Annotated in this window: 20 protein-coding genes and 1 pseudogene; 16 read left to right on the top strand and 5 right to left on the bottom strand. The window is 32.4% G+C overall.

Features of this window, described 5'->3' with window-relative positions; translation table 11 throughout:
* The first annotated feature begins 18 nt into the window (after nt 1-18).
* Together OZP09_RS14440 and OZP09_RS14435 are read left to right on the top strand one after the other, a co-directional pair.
* Nucleotides 19-2,133 (top strand): glycoside hydrolase family 97 protein, encoded by a 2,115-nt coding sequence (locus tag OZP09_RS14440; protein WP_281309571.1) that lies wholly within the window; start codon nt 19-21, stop codon nt 2,131-2,133.
* A 106-nt stretch (nt 2,134-2,239) separates the two neighbouring features.
* Complete coding sequence (locus OZP09_RS14435; RefSeq protein WP_281309570.1) at nt 2,240-4,102, top strand: glycoside hydrolase family 13 protein; 1,863 nt, start codon at nt 2,240-2,242, stop codon at nt 4,100-4,102.
* 170 nt (nt 4,103-4,272) lie between these two features.
* On the opposite strand, the gene OZP09_RS14430 is transcribed toward OZP09_RS14435, so the two are convergent.
* On the bottom strand, nt 4,273-4,683 hold the full coding sequence (locus tag OZP09_RS14430; RefSeq protein ID WP_163391948.1) for a nuclear transport factor 2 family protein: 411 nt from the start codon (nt 4,681-4,683) through the stop codon (nt 4,273-4,275).
* A 12-nt stretch (nt 4,684-4,695) separates the two neighbouring features.
* On the bottom strand, nt 4,696-5,220 hold the full coding sequence (locus OZP09_RS14425; RefSeq protein ID WP_269234438.1) for a TetR/AcrR family transcriptional regulator: 525 nt from the start codon (nt 5,218-5,220) through the stop codon (nt 4,696-4,698).
* 206 nt (nt 5,221-5,426) lie between these two features.
* On the opposite strand from OZP09_RS14425, the gene OZP09_RS14420 reads away from it, so the two are divergent.
* Entirely contained in the window at nt 5,427-6,104 is a 678-nt protein-coding gene (locus tag OZP09_RS14420) for a glycerophosphodiester phosphodiesterase (RefSeq protein ID WP_269234437.1), read from the top strand.
* A gap of 83 nt (nt 6,105-6,187) precedes the next feature.
* On the top strand, nt 6,188-7,396 hold the full coding sequence (locus OZP09_RS14415) for a BaiN/RdsA family NAD(P)/FAD-dependent oxidoreductase (RefSeq protein WP_269234436.1): 1,209 nt from the start codon (nt 6,188-6,190) through the stop codon (nt 7,394-7,396).
* A 3-nt stretch (nt 7,397-7,399) separates the two neighbouring features.
* On the opposite strand, the gene OZP09_RS14410 is transcribed toward OZP09_RS14415, so the two are convergent.
* A complete protein-coding gene (locus OZP09_RS14410; RefSeq protein WP_281309569.1) occupies nt 7,400-7,732 on the bottom strand; it encodes a helix-turn-helix domain-containing protein in 333 nt (110 codons plus the stop codon).
* 144 nt (nt 7,733-7,876) lie between these two features.
* On the opposite strand from OZP09_RS14410, the gene OZP09_RS14405 reads away from it, so the two are divergent.
* From OZP09_RS14405 to OZP09_RS14370, 8 genes and pseudogenes are all read left to right on the top strand, one after another.
* A complete protein-coding gene (locus OZP09_RS14405; protein ID WP_269234435.1) occupies nt 7,877-9,616 on the top strand; it encodes an O-antigen ligase family protein in 1,740 nt (579 codons plus the stop codon).
* A gap of 9 nt (nt 9,617-9,625) precedes the next feature.
* Entirely contained in the window at nt 9,626-10,939 is a 1,314-nt protein-coding gene (locus OZP09_RS14400; RefSeq protein WP_269234434.1) for a hypothetical protein, read from the top strand.
* Between the two features lie 16 nt (nt 10,940-10,955).
* Nucleotides 10,956-11,447 carry a hypothetical protein gene (locus OZP09_RS14395; RefSeq protein ID WP_281309568.1) on the top strand — a complete coding sequence of 164 codons (492 nt, stop codon included), beginning with the start codon at nt 10,956-10,958 and terminating at the stop codon, nt 11,445-11,447.
* A 383-nt stretch (nt 11,448-11,830) separates the two neighbouring features.
* A complete protein-coding gene (locus OZP09_RS14390) occupies nt 11,831-12,238 on the top strand; it encodes a hypothetical protein (RefSeq protein WP_281309567.1) in 408 nt (135 codons plus the stop codon).
* A 113-nt stretch (nt 12,239-12,351) separates the two neighbouring features.
* Nucleotides 12,352-13,878 (top strand): transglutaminase-like domain-containing protein, encoded by a 1,527-nt coding sequence (locus tag OZP09_RS14385; RefSeq protein WP_349293597.1) that lies wholly within the window; start codon nt 12,352-12,354, stop codon nt 13,876-13,878.
* Nucleotides 13,871-14,029 (top strand): annotated as a pseudogene (locus OZP09_RS14380) (NAD(P)/FAD-dependent oxidoreductase); the annotation flags it as partial. The gene OZP09_RS14385 and the pseudogene OZP09_RS14380, both read left to right, overlap by 8 nt.
* A 7-nt stretch (nt 14,030-14,036) precedes the next feature.
* On the top strand, nt 14,037-14,684 hold the full coding sequence (locus OZP09_RS14375) for an HAD family hydrolase (RefSeq protein WP_269234428.1): 648 nt from the start codon (nt 14,037-14,039) through the stop codon (nt 14,682-14,684).
* Nucleotides 14,685-14,781: 97 nt separating this feature from the next.
* The gene (locus tag OZP09_RS14370) at nt 14,782-15,513 is read left to right on the top strand and encodes a hypothetical protein (RefSeq protein ID WP_269234427.1); all 732 of its coding nucleotides are present in this window, start codon (nt 14,782-14,784) and stop codon (nt 15,511-15,513) included.
* Here the strand turns inward: OZP09_RS14370 and OZP09_RS14365 are convergent.
* Both OZP09_RS14365 and OZP09_RS14360 read right to left on the bottom strand, forming a co-directional pair.
* Nucleotides 15,497-16,477 carry a tetratricopeptide repeat protein gene (locus tag OZP09_RS14365; RefSeq protein ID WP_269234426.1) on the bottom strand — a complete coding sequence of 327 codons (981 nt, stop codon included), beginning with the start codon at nt 16,475-16,477 and terminating at the stop codon, nt 15,497-15,499. The genes OZP09_RS14370 and OZP09_RS14365 overlap by 17 nt on opposite strands.
* A gap of 36 nt (nt 16,478-16,513) precedes the next feature.
* On the bottom strand, nt 16,514-16,990 hold the full coding sequence (locus OZP09_RS14360; RefSeq protein ID WP_281309566.1) for a TspO/MBR family protein: 477 nt from the start codon (nt 16,988-16,990) through the stop codon (nt 16,514-16,516).
* A gap of 105 nt (nt 16,991-17,095) precedes the next feature.
* Here OZP09_RS14360 and OZP09_RS14355 point away from each other — a divergent pair, with 105 nt between their 5' ends.
* Genes OZP09_RS14355 through OZP09_RS14340 form a run of 4 tightly spaced genes read left to right on the top strand, consistent with a single transcriptional unit; the run spans nt 17,096 to nt 19,682 of the window.
* Nucleotides 17,096-18,178 (top strand): diphosphomevalonate decarboxylase, encoded by a 1,083-nt coding sequence (locus tag OZP09_RS14355; protein ID WP_269234425.1) that lies wholly within the window; start codon nt 17,096-17,098, stop codon nt 18,176-18,178.
* Between the two features lie 30 nt (nt 18,179-18,208).
* On the top strand, nt 18,209-18,427 hold the full coding sequence (locus OZP09_RS14350) for a hypothetical protein (RefSeq protein WP_269234424.1): 219 nt from the start codon (nt 18,209-18,211) through the stop codon (nt 18,425-18,427).
* A 9-nt stretch (nt 18,428-18,436) separates the two neighbouring features.
* Entirely contained in the window at nt 18,437-18,739 is a 303-nt protein-coding gene (locus OZP09_RS14345; RefSeq protein ID WP_269234423.1) for a type II toxin-antitoxin system RelE/ParE family toxin, read from the top strand.
* A gap of 4 nt (nt 18,740-18,743) precedes the next feature.
* On the top strand, nt 18,744-19,682 hold the full coding sequence (locus OZP09_RS14340) for a mevalonate kinase family protein (protein WP_269234422.1): 939 nt from the start codon (nt 18,744-18,746) through the stop codon (nt 19,680-19,682).
* Nucleotides 19,683-19,689: the final 7 nt, after the last annotated feature.

Genomic DNA, 19,689 nt, shown 5'->3' with positions numbered 1-19,689 from the left:
CTCTAAAAATCTAAAAACATGAAAAACTTATTTTTCGCCAGTTTAGTTTTGTTTGCGGTTAGCACGATTGCTAAGGCGCAGCAATTAAAATCACCCGAAGGAAAGTTCGTAATGGAATTTTCGCTTCAAAGCGACGGAACTCCAACTTACAACTTAAAATACAAAAACAAAGAAGTTGTAAAAACCAGTAAATTAGGTCTTGAACTGAAGGATGACAAAAAATCTTTACTAAACGATTTTACAATTACTGATACTAAAACTTCAACTTTTGATGAAACCTGGAAACCGGTTTGGGGAGAAGTGGATCACATCAGAAATCACTATAATGAATTAGCAGTTACTTTAAACCAAAAAAGTACAGACAGACAAATCGTAATCCGTTTTCGTTTGTTTGATGACGGTTTAGGATTTAGATATGAATTCCCGGCACAAAAAAATCTGACTTACTTCGTAATCAAAGAAGAAAGATCTCAGTTTGCAATGACTGGCGATCATACCGCTTTCTGGATTCCGGGAGATTATGACACTCAGGAATACGATTATACCAAATCGAAATTGTCTGAAATCAGAGGTTTAGCAGAAAAAGCATATACGGCAAACGTTTCTCAAAAATCTTTTTCACCAACAGGAGTTCAGACTTCTTTGATGTTAAAAACAAATGACGGAATCTACATTAACTTGCACGAAGCGGCTTTGATCAACTATTCTTGCATGCACCTGAATTTAGATGATAAAAACATGACTTTTACTTCTTGGTTAACACCAGACGCAAAAGGAGATAAAGGTTATATCCAGGCACCAAGTCATTCGCCTTGGAGAACAATTATGGTGAGCGATGATGCTAGAGAAATTTTAGCTTCAAAAATGACGTATAACTTAAACGATCCATCAAAAATTGACAATACTTCCTGGATTAAACCAGTAAAATATATTGGTGTTTGGTGGGAAATGATTACAGGAAAAAGCTCTTGGTCATACACAAACGACTATCCAACAGTTCAATTGGGTGTTACAGATTTCGCGAAAGCAAAACCAAACGGAACACACGGAGCAAACAACGTCAACGTAAAAAAATACATTGATTTTGCTGCTGCAAATGGTTTCGACGCTGTTTTAGTTGAAGGATGGAACGAAGGCTGGGAAGACTGGTTTGGTCATTCTAAAGATTATGTTTTTGATTTCTTGACTCCTTATCCAGATTTTGATGTGAAAGGGCTTCACGAATATGCAAAATCGAAAGGCGTAAAAATTATCATGCACCACGAAACTTCAGGATCTGTTCGCAACTACGAGCGCCACATGGATAAAGCCTACCAATTCATGAAAGACAACGGATACGATGCTGTAAAAAGTGGTTACGTGGGTGATATTTTGCCAAGAGGTGAAAACCACTACAGCCAATGGATTGTAAACCACTATCAGTACGCAATTGAAAAAGCGGCAGATTACAAAATTATGGTAAACGCTCACGAAGCAGTTCGTCCAACAGGAATTGCAAGAACGTATCCAAACTTAATTGGAAACGAAGCGGCAAGAGGAACAGAATACCAGGCTTTTGGTGGTTCTAAACCAAATCACGTTACTGTTTTACCTTTTACAAGATTAATTGGTGGGCCAATGGATTATACTCCGGGAATCTTCGAAATGGATATCAGTAAATTGAATCCTGATAATAAATCACATGTAAACAGTACAATCTGTAATCAACTGGCTTTATACGTTACAATGTACAGCCCGTTACAAATGGCGGCTGATACTCCGGAGAATTACAACCGTTTTCCAGATGCTTTTCAATTCATCAAAGATGTAGCGGTTGACTGGTCAGAAAGTAAATATATCGAGGCTGAACCTGGAGATTTTATCACCGTTGCCCGTAAAGCAAAAGGAACAAACAATTGGTTCGTTGGAAACGTAAACGGAGAAACTCCGCGTACTTCAAACATCGATTTCAGTTTCCTTGAAAAAGGCAAAAAATACACGGCAACTATTTATGCTGATGCAAAAGAGGCGCATTACAAAACAAATCCGCAAGCTTATACCATCAAGAAAATTGCTGTAACCAATAAATCAAAATTATCTCAGTTTTCTGCTCCTGGAGGAGGATATGCGATTAGTATTATTGAAACGAAATAATTTAAATTAACCATATAAGAAATGTAAGTACATTTAAATAGAAATCTCCCCCATTTTTGTCTTAAATGTTCTTACATTTCTTATATGGTTTAAATTCATCTTTACTATGAAAAACCAAAAAACATCACTTATCTATAAATTAGCCCTTTTGGTTTTGTTGTTTTCCGCTTCCGCGAAAGCACAAATCCAAAAAGTAGAACCACCTTTCTGGTACGCCGGAATGAAGAATCCTGAGTTGCAGATTATGTTCTACGGGAAAAATATGGCACAATACGAAGCTTCGGTTTCCAACAATGTTGCAATTAAAAATGTCGAGAAAACCGAAAATCCAAATTATCTGTTTTTAACCATTGATACAAAAGATGTAAAAGCTTCGGAACTTACTTTTTCGTTTAAACTGAAAAACAAAGTTGCTTTTACCCAAAAATATTCCCTTAAAGAAAGAAGAGCCAATTCTGCCGACAGAAAAAGCTACGATGCATCAGATTTGATTTACCTGATTATGCCGGATCGTTTTGCAAACGGAAATCCGAAAAACGATAGCAATGCTAATTTAACAGAAAAAGGAAACCGCGCAGAACCAGGCGGACGTCACGGCGGCGATATCGAAGGAATCATCAAAAACCTTGATTATATTTCGTCTCTTGGCGCAACGACGATTTGGAGCACCCCTTTATGCGAAGACAACGACAAGGAGTATTCCTATCATACCTATGCACAATCTGATGTGTACAAAATCGATCCTCGTTACGGAACAAATGACGATTACGCCCGACTTGCTGCAGAAATGCACAAAAGAAATATGAAACTGGTTATGGATTATGTGACGAATCACTGGGGAATCACACATTGGATGATGAAAGATTTACCGACCAAATCATGGATCAATCAGTTTGAAAAATACACTCAAACACATCACAGACGTGAAGTAATTACAGATATTCACGCTTCAAAAATCGATCAGGAAGTTTGCGTTGATGGCTGGTTCGTGCCTTCAATGCCGGATTTAAATTTAAGAAATCCGCTTGTGGCAAAATATTTAACTCAAAATGCTATTTGGTGGATTGAATTCGCCAATTTGGATGGTTTCAGAGTTGATACCTATAATTACTCAGACCCGACAGCAATGGCAAATTGGGCTAAATCAATTACGAATGAATATCCAAATTTTAATATTGTGGGCGAAATCTGGATGCACAATCAGGCAAGCTTAGCCTATTGGCAGAAAGACAGTAAAATTGGCGCTATTAAGGACTATAATTCGAATTTACCAAGTGTAATGGATTTTACGCTTCAAAGCCAGATTGGTTCGGTTTTCAACGACGACACGCCGAATTGGGATGGAGGTCTGATTAAATTCTACAACAATTTTGCAATGGATTATTTATACCCTAACGTTAATAATCTTTTGGTTTTTTCCGAAAATCATGACACAGATCGCATGAATCATACCTTTAAATATGATTTAGCGAAATACAAACTGGCTATGACTTTACTTGCTACAGTTCGCGGAATCCCACAGATTTATTACGGTTCCGAAATTGGAATGGGCGGAGACAAAGGTAAAGGCGGAGATGCTGATATTCGTCAGGATTTCCCGGGCGGATGGGCTGGCGATAAAAACAACGCTTTCACAAAAGAAGGAAGAACTCCAGAACAAGCGGCTTACTTTGATTTCACTTCAAAATTATTCAATTGGAGAAAATCAAATGAAGCGGTTCACTTCGGAAAAATGACACATTATATTCCGGAGAATAATACCTATGTTTATTTCAGATACACAGATGCTAAAACGGTAATGGTGGTTTTTAATAACAATGCAAAAGAGCAAGTTGTAAAAACCAATCGTTTTAAAGAAAGCATTAAAAACTATACATCAGGAAAAGATGTTATCACAGGAAAAACATTCGATTTAAGTTCTGAAATTACTTTGGAACCCAAATCAGCTTTGGTTTTAGAATTGCAGTAAAAAAATATTTAAAAAATAGAAGCTTAGTTTTCTAAGGTTCGCAGCTACACGCCTGTGGGGGTGTTTAGAGCAGAATATTTTCAGCTGCTCTGAACGGAGTTATCAAAATAAAACGTTCAATTTACCGAAAACGAGCAATGGCGTGTAGCCGCAGTTACCTGCTGTTCATTTTACAGATATCTTTCTGACTCATTTATTTCAATGTCATTTATACTTGCGTATCTCTTTTCCATTAATCCATTTTCGTCAAATTGCCAATTTTCATTTCCGTAAGCTCTAAACCATTTTCCGTCTTTGTTTTGATATTCATACTCAAATCTGACAGCTATTCTATTTTCCGAATGCGACCAATACTCTTTTTTGAGCTTATAATTCAATTCCCTATTCCATTTATCAGTTAAGAATTTTACAATTTCTTCTCTCCCATTAACAAATGTACTTCGGTTTCTCCATTCACTGTCAATAGTATAAGCTAACGAAACCCTTTCTGGATTTTGTGAGTTCCAGGCATCTTCGGCCATCTGAATTTTCTGTTTTGCGGTTTCCAGTGTAAAAGGTGGAAGCGGATGTTTTTGTTCCATTTTGTATTTTTTTTAAATTAGACTGTTTATTATTGATTTGGATTTGTTTACGATTTCATTTGATTTGAATAATTGGCTTTCTATGATAGCGCTTTCAAATAGAAGATAAATATGTGTGGCTAATAATTCATCTTCAAGCACTTGTTTAAAGAAAATTCTCAAATCATTTTTGTGAGCTTGAATAACCGTAAGAATATTTTCTTGTTCTTTTGATATTTCGGATAAGATATTCAAGAAACAACAACCTCTGAAATTTTCTTTTTCATTCATATAGATAATGAAATCAAAAGCAGAAATAACTTTTGCCTCCAGTTTTTTTGAATTTGAAGTATAATTTGAAAGTTCTTCAAACCAATATTGATGTCTCCTGTTCAGAAACTCGATACATAAGTCATCTTTAGATTTAAAGTGTTGGTAAAAGCTTGCTTTTGCAACATTTGCTTCACTTATAATTTGGTTAATTCCTGTACTATTATAACCCTGCTGATGAAATAAAACAGAGGCTTTTTCTAATATTCTTTCTTTTGGTAAACTCATAATTCCTTAATTGCTCAACAAAGATATAAAAAAACAGACCAGTCTGTCTGTTTTTTTTTAAAATAACTTTTTTATTTATAGAGTTAAAATCGGCTTGCTCGCAAATTAAATAGGAAGTGCTTCAATTTGCTATTTATTTTTTTATAAATTCCTTGTGCCCTTTGCGGAAAACTTTGCGACCTTTGCGGTTAGAAAAAACTCAGAAAATGCTAAAAATAGCTCACAGAGGTGCCAAAGCATACGAACCCGAAAACACGCTTGAGACTTTTCAAAAAGCTTTAGACTTAAATTCAGACGGAATTGAACTGGACGTTCACCTCAGCGCTGACGGACACATCATCGTAATGCACGACGATACAATCGATAAAATGACCAACGGAAAAGGCGATATCAACTCGTATACTTTAGCCGAATTAAAGTCATTTCGAATCGCTGAAAAACTTCAAATTCCTACTCTAAACGAAGTTTTTGATTTAGTAGACAAAAAATGCTTCATCAACGTGGAGTTAAAAAATGCCGATACTTCAAAAAATGTGGTTTCATTGATTGAAGAATACATCAATAAAAAAGGCTGGAACTACGAACATTTTATCATTTCAAGTTTTGACTGGAATGCTTTAAAAGAAGTGCAAAACCTAAATCCAAATATCCCGATTGGTGTTTTAACAGAAGAAGATTTGGATGGCGCTTTGGCTTTCGCCGAATCGATAAAAGCAAGAGCAATTCATCCGGATTTTCAATTATTGAATGCAGAAAATGTTCGCAAAATGCAGGAAAAAGGTTTTTGGGTTTTACCATGGACTGTTAACACTGAAGAAGATATACAAAAAGTAAAAAGTTATCAAGTAAACGGAATTATCTCTGATAATCCAGACAAAATATAAAGTTTAAATAGCCACGAATTCACGAATTATTTTTTGACAATCTTTGAGAATAAATTAGTGAATTCGTGGCAGCTCAAAAAAATATGATCAAAAATTTCGACATCATCATAGTTGGCGGAGGCGCAGCTGGTTTTTTTACCGCAATCAATATTGCTGAAAAAAATTCGAAGCTGAAAATTGCCATTTTAGAAAGAGGAAAAGAAGTGCTTTCTAAAGTCCGTGTTTCCGGAGGCGGAAGATGCAACGTAACACACGCTTGTTTTGAACCGAATGAATTGATTAAATTTTATCCGCGTGGCGAAAAAGAACTTCGCGGGCCGTTTCATCAATTTTGTTCAGGAGATACTATTGAATGGTTCGAAAAACATGGTGTCGAACTTAAAATTGAAGAAGACGGGCGAATGTTTCCGATTTCAAATTCGTCTCAAACGATAATTGACTGTTTCTTAAAAGCAACAGAAAAATTAGGTATCAAAATATTGACAGGACAAATCGTTCAGTCTATTTTCAAAAAAGAAAACCACTGGAAAATCGATACGCAAACTGATAATTATGCTGCTGAAAAATTGATTATGGCAACCGGAAGCAATCCAAAAATATGGGAAATGCTTCAGGAACAAGGTCACGCTATTGTTAGTCCGGTTCCATCTTTATTTACTTTCAATATCAAAGATCCAAGAATTAAAGAATTACCCGGAGTTGCGGCAAAAGTTACCGTAAACGTAAAAGACACTAAACTTGAATCAACCGGACCTTTATTGATTACCCATTGGGGAATGAGTGGTCCGGCAATCCTAAAACTTTCGGCTTGGGGAGCAAGAATCCTTCATGATAAAAATTATCAGTTTACGATTTTCGTCAATTGGCTGAATGATGTTGATACCGAAGATGCCGAGAAAATCCTGAAAGAATTAAAACAGGCACATGCCAAAAAAGCCGTTTCAAAAAAATCACCTTTTGAGTTTCCTAACCGTTTGTGGGAAAGTCTGGTTTTAGCTTCTTCGATAGAAATAGAAACAAAATGGGCGGATTTATCCAAAATTCAATTACAAAGTTTAGCTTTACAATTAACGCAGGCAAAATTTCAGGTCAACGGAAAAAGCACTTTTAAAGAAGAATTTGTAACTGCTGGCGGAATCGATTTAAAAGAAATCAATTTTAAAACCATGGAAAGTAAATTACACCAGAATCTGTATTTTGCGGGTGAAATTGTAAACATTGACGCTATTACCGGAGGTTTTAATTTTCAGAATGCCTGGACCAGCGGGTATATCGTAGCGCAGAATTTTTAGAAATTATTTCTTTACAATTTTATTATTTAGTTGATAAGTCAACAAAGCAATACGCTCGTCTTTCTCTTTTATACAAGTTTCATATAAACCTATAATTTTTACTATTCCTTCATCCGATTTTGCTACCGGACATTCATCATCTATTATACCAAAAAACTTTTCAGGCCTTACTCTAAGAATTTCGGCAATCTTTAACAATTCATCAACTGTAAATGGAATAGCTCCATTTTCTCTTCTAGAGTATTGGGATTGATCTAACTTTAGTTCTAAAGCCAAATAGGTTTGAGAAAACTTCTTTTTTTCTCTTTCTTGTTTAATTCTTTGGTAGACTCTCATGTTGGGGGTATTTATGTTCCTAAAACATTAAAAATGCACGTATCACATTTTTAAAACGATAAAAAAATAATTTCTTTGGAAAGAAAATGATTACAATATTATTGTGTAAAGCAATAAAAAAAAATCAATTTACAAATACCCAACATGAGTTTATTTAAAACAAATTCCGTTAAAATTGTATTTATTGTAACAGTCCTTATTACCAGCTTGATTTTTAATCATGATATTGATTTTTGGAAATTCAAGCAAAATCAATACATCGTTTTGTTTTATATGATAGTATTTTCTTTTTTATTATTTATTATAAAAACACAAAAAATAAAATTTAATAAATTAGATTTAATAATAATATTAGTCCTTTTCATAACAATATTATCTCGGTTTTTCAGATTAAACACTTTTAATGAAATTCATATCATAAATAGCTTTGTCCTGATTATCTATTTTTTAGCCATTAAATCTTTAAAATTAAGCGTAAAAGAAAAAAACTTTTATTATCAACTTTTAACACTCACAGGAGTTTTTCTTTGTTTATATTGTTTATTAGAATTAGGTGGTTATGTAAATCCGTCAAACATTTATTGGAATATGAAAGGAAACTTTCCAAATCCAGGGCCACTTGCAGGATTTCTTTCAATACTATTTGCATTAGTACTTTATGAACTGTTTCAAAAAAATATATATTCAAATATAGCAAAGTTAATTTCCTATTTATTTTCTGCAATAATTATGATTTTTATAATCATTAAAAGCGAATCAAGAACAGCAATTTTAGCATCGTTCTCTGCTTTTTTAATCCTGCTATACTATTATTATTTAAGAAAAAGAGTATTTGCTAAATATGCAGCTTTCGCAATAATTTTCCCTATCCTTTTCTTAATTATAACAATTAAATCTACCGATTCAATTGCTGGTCGTTTATTAATCTGGAAGATTTCATTTTTTTCATTTTTAGAAAAACCAGTAATGGGCATTGGATATGGTATGTTTCAAGCAGACTATATGAATTTCCAAGCTGAATATTTCTCAAAAAATGACACACAGCAAGAGATACTATTAGCAAATGCAAACACCCAGGCATTTAATGAAGTATTAAAATTCATTATCGAAAACGGAATAATTGGTACGCTGCTTTTACTAATTGGAGTTTTATGGATTTCAAAAAATTACAATAAAAAGTTTACTAGTGCTATTTCAAAGACCTCTGTGCAATCAATAGTTTTTTACTGCTCATTTGCGATTTTTGCAAGTTTTTCATATCCGCTTCAATTTTTACCTTTCAAACTGCTTCTTCTTAATCAAATTGCATTACAAGAAACAACCACCTGTTTAAATATTCCCAAAATAAAAACATTCTCTGTAAAGATAATTGGATGTTGTATGAGTCTGTTTTTGTTATTTATCATTAACAAACAATACAAAGCGTTCAGGAATTGGAAAGAAGCCAGTGAATTACAATTTGATAATCCGACTCAATCTGCAAACTTATATAAAACAGCTTTCAATGCTTTAGAAAACGATGATAGCTATTTAATACATTACTCCAGATTCTTCGAAGAAACCAATCCCACGGAGGCATTATCACTACTGGAAAAAGCTAAGGAAACAGGTAATAGCCCTTTACTTCAATTAAAACTCGCCAAATTATACGAGGCTAAAAGGGATTTTGAACAAGCAGAAAAAAGCTTATTGCAACGTCATTATACTAATCCGCATTTGTTTAAACCCCAAGAAGATTTGTTAGATTATTATATACGAAGATCTCTTTTTTATAAAGCAAATTGGATAGCAAAACGAATACTTCAAACACCAATAAAAATACCTAGTGAAGAAGTAAAAAATATTATAACTAAAGCAAAACATTATATAAACAACAATAATTAGTAACCAATCATGAAAAAATTACTACATTTAGGGTCAGTATTTTTACTGACGTTACTTGCCTCCTGTGCAAGCGACCAAATTGAAATTGAAGAAACCAACAGAGCGAATGCTGTCCATTTATGGCATTACAATGGTGATAGTGCCGTTTTGAAAAAAGTCATTGAACAGCTCAAAAATGGTTCAAGCAGTGCTTCTTTAGAGCGAAAACTAGCTAAAAACGATGTCTTATGGAACGAAGCCATGTTTATTTACATTGAAAATAAAAAAAGGATTTTAGTACCTTTTTTAAGTGAAGACAAAGAAAATGTTATTGGCGTACTCAGCCTTGCAAAAGACTCAAAAGGAATTGCTATGGTAGAGGATATGACCGTACGTACCCGCCTCTTTACCAAAAACAACAAACTGCCTTTTTGGAGCAGAGGGGAATGGATTGGGTACTTTATGGCACTAGACAAAGACATACTCGGTATTAAAAACGGAAATCCCGGACTAAAAAAGAAAGCCGTAAGTAATGATACCCAAAAAATGAATCAAACCATTTGTCAAAGCCAATACTTGTACGATATGTGTGTTTACAGCTACCAATGTTATAGCATTAATGGAGGGGAAAGTTGGGAATCTTGTTCTGAAGAATTAGAATATTGCTACCCTGTTTACGGTGAAACATGTTGGGAAGTTCCTGATCAACCAACAGATCCAGGTACTGGTGATGATGGCTCTGATGGAGGTTCTGGTTCAGGAACGTTAACAATTGCAACATTTTTTACTCCAAAAATCACTAACCTAACTAAAGAACTAAAATGTTTCAATCAAAATTCTGGAGCTAAACTAACAATTTATGCAGAACAATCTATACCTAACTCCAGACAGTTAACATCCAATATAGGTCATACATTTATTGGAATTACACAAAATGGCGTTACACGCAATTTAGGTTTTTATCCAGACTCTCCAAACGCCGCATTACTTAGCAGCCAGACCAGTGAAATACATGACAATTCTGGTTCGGAGTATGACGTAAGCGTTACAATAAATATTACATCAGGACAGCTGACTAATATAATTCAATACATTACAAATTATCCAGGAACCTACGATTTAAATAACTTTAACTGCACTGATTTTGGAATAAAAGTTATGAGCCTAGGAGGTTTGACAATTCCAAAAACTGTCGGGAACTATTCTATTTTACCAGGTTTAAATTTTTCTGGTCGAAATCCAAGTGATTTAGGTCAAGATTTGCGAATTCTTTCACTTCCAACAGGAGCTACAAGAAATACAACTTCTTCTACAGCACCAACAAAGAGCGGAACATGTCCTTGATTAAAAAATAAAAATTATGACAAAAACATTTCTAATAGTATCAATCTTTTTACTATTTTCTATAATAGCAAAGAGTCAAAATGAAAATATTAAAGGAGATTATTACATTAAACTAATTGATGTTCATGATCTTTTTAATGGAATGCCCAAGGATTTGAAAGAAAAAATGAACAAAATTATTTCTAATCCCAATTATGAAAAAGAATATTCTGATTCTGAAAAAAAAGGGATTCAATATTATATGTTCCTTTCACAAAATAATCTTTTAGATAATCCACGTTTTAAATTAAAAGTCGATGGTGAAAAAATCATTAATGTATTCACAACTAATAAAGAATTTGTAAAAATAAAAACTAAAATCGAAAACTTTGATAAGTACGAAGAACATATAGTTATTAATTTTGAAGGTATAAAAAAATCTGAAGGTTTTTTTGGAGAACCTATTTATTATGCGGATAAAATAAATTCCGTAGAAAAAGTTTTAGGGGAATCCGATTGGAAAAAATAGTTATTATATTAATATAGATCTAAAACCAGTATATCACTAATTGCTTAAGTTGAAAAGATATTCTGAAAATATTTGAGCTCCTTTTAAACTTTACCACAGATATATACATCCAGATTCCTTTAAAAAGCACCAAGTTCAATAATTTGGTGCTTTTAATTTGAATAATAAAACATAATATTTTACAATCATGAAATGAATTAAAACCTGGATTATCTCAAAACATTTATGATTCTTTAGCATGGGAAGGATTAAAAAATACAACCGCATGGAATTCCTTAGTCCTAATCAAAGGACTTTAAATAAATAATACTATCTCAAATTTTAATAATATGGGCAGTGAAAACTGTAATTAAACTTTAAGATCATGAAAAAAAATATTATTATTGTTTATTTTAATAAATTTCAGTTCGTATTCGCAAAAAAATTGTAGTGATACTATTTATATCAATATAGATAATACAAAAAATCAAAAATTATTTGTATTTAAAAAAGACAAAACAAATAAAAATGCTAGTATAAAAGTATTCAATTATGGTTATAAGAGGCAAAAAACAGATAAAAATGATATTGTTAAAGTAAATTCTCAACCTCCTATTCATAATTACTACGAATATTATTCAATCGATAGTCCAAAGCATATTCTCTCCATTAAAAATTTAAAAACACTTAGCGTGGAAGATCTAAGTAAAAATCAAAAAAATACAAAATACAATCACGTAATAATATTTATTGAAAATTTAAAAAATTCCTCTTATAATCTATGGCCTATGAAAATATCATATCAAGAATAATATTAATGTAGTATTTACAATAAAAAACATTTTTATTTTAGATAAAAAAGTAGCAAATTTTACAGTTTGGTACTTTTACTATTTACACAGCATCAACTACATAATCCTAATTTATGAAAAACCTCATTATATTTCTATTAATATTTTTTATTAGTCCAAATTGCTTTTGTCAACAAAACAAAAACACTTTAAAGCAAACAATTAAAAACTATCCTGAACTCGAAGCTGTAATAAAACATTACAAAAAGAAAGACGATAATGAAAAACTGAAAGCTGTGAACTTTTTAATAGCAAATATAGGTAGCAAAGGCAGTTATATGTATGATTTAGTAGATAGTAACGAAAAGTCTGTTGGGTATAACATTTCTAATTTTAAAGATGAAATGGATGAAAAAAAAGGGCTTGATTCTGTTGCTGACGTTAGAGGGAAACTATATAAGAAAGAAAGCTTTTTGCCAGATTTAAAAAATATTACGGCACAATTCCTGATTGACAATATTGATAAAGCCTTTGAAATCAGAGAGAAAAGCCCATTTTGTAAAAATTTATCAGATGCCGATTTTTATGAATACATTTTACCGTATCGTGTTAGTACAGAAAAGCTAGAAAATTGGAGAACTTTAGTTTTAAATAACTTTACAAAAGCGCAACTAGATTCTATCTATAACTTTTCTACTGTTTTAGCCGCTACAGCTTATGTAAATAAAATTTATGAAAAAAGATTTTCATTTGGGGGCAATCGTTATTTTAAAGAAAAAAAGGTTCGCTCCTATTCTGAATTATTAAAAGATAAATTGGGAAAATGTGATGACATGTGCAACCTGATGGTATTGGTACTTCGTGCTTTAGGAATTCCGAGTGGTTCTGATTATATTCGTTATAAAAGAGCCTCTAACGATGTTGGCCACAGTTGGTGTTTCATTTTAGACACAAAAACAAAACACTACTATCCTTTTGATCCTTTATCCGAGAATGGTCCAGGTTTTTTCAATTTACCTTATAAAAATGCACCTTTAGTAAGCAGAAATCAATTTGCAATACTGTCAGAAAATTCAATAAAAAATGATCAATCGATTATTTATCACGATTTATTTGAAGATAATTCAAAAACGGTTACTAACGAATATTTTGAAACCACAGATTTAGTTATACCGTTGAACAAAAAACTTCAAGAGCCTCTATATTTATCTATTTGGAATAACGGTTGGTGGAAACCAATTACCTATTTTTATAACCCTAATCAAAATATAGCAATATTTGAAAAAGTATCCAAAACAAATTTATACTGCCTGACTAAATATAAGTACCGTACAGTAGAAGAAGTAAAAGAACCTTTCATCATTGATAAATTTGGAGAAATTATACACATCTCTTCTTTACCTTTTAAAAAGGATATTAATTTAAACGATGTACAGAATAAAGAATTAAAAAAAGCAAAAAATGATACTTTTATTTTAGATTTTGTAACAAACGTAGAAATTTGCAAAAGAGTGATTGAAGAAAACGATCAAAAAGATCAATGGATATTATCTTCAAATCTAAATATAAGAACAAACACCCTGTATCATTTTATAGATAAATCAACCCATATCAAGAAAATTTTCCTAATTAAAAATGATGGTAGTGTTGATTGGTATTGATTTAAAAGAAATCAATTTTAAAACCATGGAAAGCAAATTACACCAGAATCTGTATTTTGCGGGTGAAATTGTAAACATTGACGCTATTACCGGAGGTGTTAATTTTCAAAATGCCTGGACCAGCGGATTCATTTTAGCCAATAATATTTAAAATAAAAATGAAATTTAAAGGAATTATTTTTGATTTAGACGGAACATTAGTCAATTCATTAGAAGATATTTCAGATGCGATGAATAGTGTTCTTACCGAACTAAATTATCCAATTCATACCTACGACAGCTATCAGTATTTTATTGGGAATGGTTTAAGAAAATTAGTTGCCAGAGCTTTGCCTCCAACCAACAATACGGAAGATGAGGTTGAGTTTTGTTTTGAGAGCATGCTTAAAACATACGATAGCAATTGTGTTCAGAAAACTAAACCGTATAATGAAATAGCTGAATTGATACATGATTTAAATTCGAAAGGAATCAAATTAGCTGTTTTTTCAAACAAAGCCGATGAACTGACTAAAAAAGTAACAGAGGCATTGTTCCCCAATTTGTTTGATGCAATTGCAGGTTTAACCACAGAAGAACTCAAAAAACCGAATCCGTTTAAAGCGATTGAAATCAGCAAAAACTGGAACTTACAACCTGAAGAAATCCTTTTTGTCGGAGATTCTGATGTGGATATTGAAACCGCTTTAAATGCCAAAATGTTTCCGGTTGGCGTGACATGGGGTTACAGAACCAAAGAAGAGTTGAAAGCAAGCGGAGCGAAAGTGGTTATAAATACTCCTTTTGAGTTACTAAATATTTTATAAAAATTCCTTTTAAATATTATTTAACAAGACTTTACATATTCTGTAAGTTTTCGTTAAGACCATTCTAATAATTTTACTCTCAACAAATTAGTACTTTATGAGAGTAAAATTACTTACCACAATTTCTTTTTTCACGTATCAGCTGAGTATTTCACAAACCGAAAAATTACTTCATGGCAAAGTAGTCTCTCAAAATCTGATACTAAAAAATGTCGAAGTAATCAATAAAACGGCAAAAAGAAACACTAAAACTAATGAAGCAGGAGAATTTGAAATTGCCGTAAATGTAAATGACAGTCTTTTATTTTTCTCAAAAGATTTTTTCTTTTCAAGATTAAAAATCACCTTAGAAAACATTCAGACTAATAATTTATTAGTTAACATGATTGCGAGACCGGAAGAGTTAAAAGAAGTTGTCGTTTTAAATAAGGAGGCAAAAGCGGTTTGGCTGACTAAAGAAGACATAAGAGAAATTAAGCTAAATGCCCACAAATCAAAGGAAGGGTTACAAATTGCTGGTTATAAAGAAGCGACTATGCCAAACGGTGTTGATTTTATTTACCTTGGAAAGCGAATACACAATTTATTGAAAAAAGAGGAAACACCCAAAAAGGAAATAGCACAAATTGATTTTAGGCAGCTTGCAAAAAACACGCTAAATCCTGATTTTTTCGAGAAAGATTTAAAACTAAAACCCGAAGAAAAAGAATTATTTCTTGAATTTTGCGATGCTGATCCCAGATCTAAAACACTTCTGGACAATCCAAATATTCTGGCTACGATGGATTTTTTGTATGCTAAAAATCATGAGTTTAAGAAGTTGAAATAGATTTTTTAAGTTTTTTCCATTTTAAGAAAAATACAACTAAAGCCATCAAAAGAATTACTATAATTCCAGAAAGAATAATTAAACTTGTTTCAACTTTATATATATAATCTGAATTTATATCCTTTTTACTTTCTCTTAAAGCACGAAGTTGTGAACCATAACTTACAGCTCTTTCACGATAATAGTCAATTTCGCCTTGAGTGCTAGTAATCATTCTTTCTACAATCAAATCTCCATCATAACCATATTCTCTAGCGGTTCTGTAAGTATCAAGTGCGCTATTGTGTTCACCTAACAATTCTGCAAGATTGCCAAGTTCAAAAAGTAGAATTGAAATGATTTTATCTTTTGGTTCAATAAATGACATTCGTTCATTTACCTGAAAATAAATCGATTGTGCTAATTCGTCAATTTCTTTTTTAGATAATTTTGTTTTAGGTTGACGGGAAGTTCCAAAATTTGTATTTATTAAAAACTGACCGGAAACAGTATTTATATTCTTGATCTTAGCTTCTAGTATTTTCAAATGAAGCCATTCTGATCCTTCATGAGATTTAGGATTAATAGCAATAGATTTCTTAATCCAGTTATAAGCTTTTTGATTTTCGCCCATTAATTCGTAAAGTGTTCCCAAATTAGATGCCGTGGAATATCTATTGGGCTTAATTTTTTCAATGGTCAAATATAATTTTAAAGCTTCTTCATATTTTCTCAGAACAATTAAAAGATACCCTTTATCAGATAAATAATCGAGATCTCTTGTTTTTTTATACAAACTGTCAAGTTCAATTATCAATCTTGGAAAATCTCCTGTGAAAAAATAATGACCTTTAGGATTAATTCCATCATAGTCTTGATAAGCATACGCTCCATTTTTTAAAATTTTACTTTCACCATTCAAACAAGCAAAAGACTTAATCGAAATTAAAATCAAAACAATAACAAAAACCTTAAATCTATTCATAAAGTATAAACGTGTTGATTAAACATGAAACAAAAGTTACCTATTCAGGCACCAGATACTCGCATTCAAAATAGCTGCAAATCCAACCCATGCCAAATATGGAATCAATAAGTAACCAGCCGTTTTATTGATTTTGATAAATTTTAAGTAGGTTTCATAAATCATCAGCCATAAAAGCCCGATTTCGATTAAGGCCAGCATCGGGTTTTTTAATCCGAAGAATAAATACGACCAGACAGCATTCAGGGTTAACTGAATTAAAAAGAATCCTAACGCTTTTTTAACTTCTTCACTTTGCTCTTTTATTCTATCCCAGACTAAGCCGGCAGCTACACTCATAAAAACATAAAGCAAGGTCCAAACCGGCATAAAAATCCAATTAGGCGGATTAAAAAAAGGTTTTTGGATTGTAGGATACCACTCTGCTACACTTGGTCTTGTTACCAAACTTGCAGAATAGCCTACTGCCAGACAAATTACTAATGCTATTGCTATTTTTACAAACTTATTCATGATATAAAATTTTGAATCAAAAATAGTCAAAAGCTACTTATATTTCTTATATAACTTATATGGTGAAAAAATTTAAAAACTATCTTTGCCAAAATTTTACAATTCATGTTTACAGCAGCTGATTTTATTCCTAAAACATATTCTTCAACAGTCGAAAACGGAAATTTCGAATGGAGCGCACCCAGCAATATTGCATTGGTAAAATACTGGGGGAAAAAAGAGAACCAGATTCCGGCGAATCCTTCGGTAAGTTTTACTTTAAAAAATTGCAAAACGATTACAAAACTGGCTTTTGAAAAGAAAGAAAATCAGAATGCTTTTTCATTCGATTTACTATTTGAAGGAAAACCTAAGGAAGATTTCAAGCCAAAAATCAGAAAGTTTTTAGAAAGAATCGAAGTCTATCTGCCGTTTTTGAAAGAGTATCATTTTACGATTGATACCCATAATACGTTTCCGCACAGTTCAGGAATAGCTTCTTCGGCTTCGGGAATGGCAGCTTTAGCAATGAATTTTATGAGTCTTGAAAAACTGCTGAATCCTGAAATGACAGACGAATATTTTTACCAAAAAGCATCTTTTCTAGCCCGTTTAGGTTCAGGAAGTGCCTGTAGAAGTGTAAAAGGAAATGTTGTAGTCTGGGGCAATCAGTCCAATATTATAGGAAGTTCCGATTTATTTGGAGTTGAATTTCCGCATACAATTCACGAAAATTTCCATAATTATCAGGACACGATTTTATTGGTTGATAAAGGAGAAAAACAAGTTTCGAGCACTGTTGGACACGATTTGATGCACAACCATCCGTATGCAGAAAGACGTTTTGCGCAGGCGCATGAAAATCTGGATCAATTAATTGACATTTTTGAAAGGGGAAATATTGAAGAATTCATTAAGGTTGTAGAAAGCGAAGCATTGACTTTGCACGCTATGATGATGACTTCGATGCCGTATTATATATTGATGAAACCAAATACTTTGCAGATTATCAATGCAATCTGGAAATTCAGAAACGAAACCCATGTTCCAGTTTGTTTTACTTTGGATGCAGGTGCAAATGTGCATGTTTTGTATCCTGAGAATGCTAAAGAAAAAGTATTACAATTTATTAAGAACGAATTAGTTGGCTTTTGTCAAAATGGTCAGTACATTTGCGACAAAATTGGAACTGGTGCAATTGCATTATAATTTTGCGTATCTTTAATTAAAATTTTGATTATGGACATTCAGTTAAAAAAACTTGAGTTGATAAAAATGTTAGCAGATACAGAAGATCCGGCTATAATTCAATCTATTCAAAAAATTTTCACCAAAAAGAAAAAAGATTGGTGGGAAGATTTGACTGAGGAGCAGAAAGAAGAAATTAAATTTGGAGAAAAACAAATTGAAAACGGAGAGTATTCTGATTTTGAATCTTTTATCCAGAAATATGTTTGAAATTAAATAATGAGAAAAATTGTAATTTCAGATTATGCTCAGCTTAAGATTAAAAATCTTTTAGAATATATTGAAAGTAAATGGTCTAAAACTGTTCGCCAAAAATTTGCACAAAAACTTTATGGTACTGTAAAAATCATTAAAGACAGTCCGGAAGCATTTCCAAAATCTGATTTTAATAAAAGTGTTCATAAATGCGTAATAACAAAACAGACTACAATTTTTTATAAATTTAATTCTAAAAGAGTTGAAATTATTGCAATTTTCGACACCAGACAAGACCCAAATCAAATAAAGAAAGACATAAAATAAACATATGAAAGGACCTTTATTTTACTCAAAAATATTACTCTTTGGAGAATACGGAATCATTCGCGACTCTAAAGGACTTTCTATTCCTTATAATTTTTATAATGGCGCACTGAAGAAAGATGAAAATCCTTCTGCAGAAGCCATTGCCTCAAATGCAAGTTTAAAACGCTATACCCTTTACCTTGAAAACCTACAAACTGAACAACCTGATTTGGTTGCTTTTGATTTGCAATCCTTAAAAAGCGATGTAGAGACTGGAATGTACTTTGATTCCAGTATTCCACAAGGATACGGAGTAGGCAGCAGCGGTGCTTTGGTTGCGGCTATTTATGATAAATATGCGACTAATAAAATTACCGTTCTTGAGAATTTGACGCGTGAAAAACTATTGCAGCTAAAAAACATATTTGCAAATATGGAGAGTTTTTTCCACGGAAAAAGTTCTGGTCTTGATCCGTTAAACAGTTATTTGAGCATTCCGATTTTAATTAATTCTAAAGATAATATTGAAGCAACCGGAATTCCGACTCAAAGTTTTGACGGGAAAGGCGCTGTGTTTTTATTAGACTCAGGAATTGTGGGTGAAACCGCTCCGATGGTGAATATTTTTATGGAAAACCTGAAAGACAAAGGTTTCCGTGCGATGCTAAAAAACCAATTTGTAAAATATACCGATGCTTGCGTTGAAAACTTTTTGCATGGCGATATGAAATCGTTGTTTACTAATACTAAAAAGCTTTCTAAAGTCGTTTTAAATAATTTCAAACCAATGATTCCGGAGCAGTTTCACGGAATCTGGCAACACGGAATTGATACCAACGATTATTATTTAAAACTTTGCGGTTCTGGCGGGGGCGGTTATATTTTAGGTTTTACCGAAGATTTAGAGCGCGCTAAAGTTTCCCTAAAAGACTATAAATTAGAAGTGGTTTATCAGTTCTAATTTAACC

This window comes from Flavobacterium flavigenum, from assembly GCF_027111255.2.
Lineage (GTDB): Bacteria > Bacteroidota > Bacteroidia > Flavobacteriales > Flavobacteriaceae > Flavobacterium > Flavobacterium flavigenum.
This window is presented reverse-complemented; position numbering and strand designations above follow the sequence as displayed.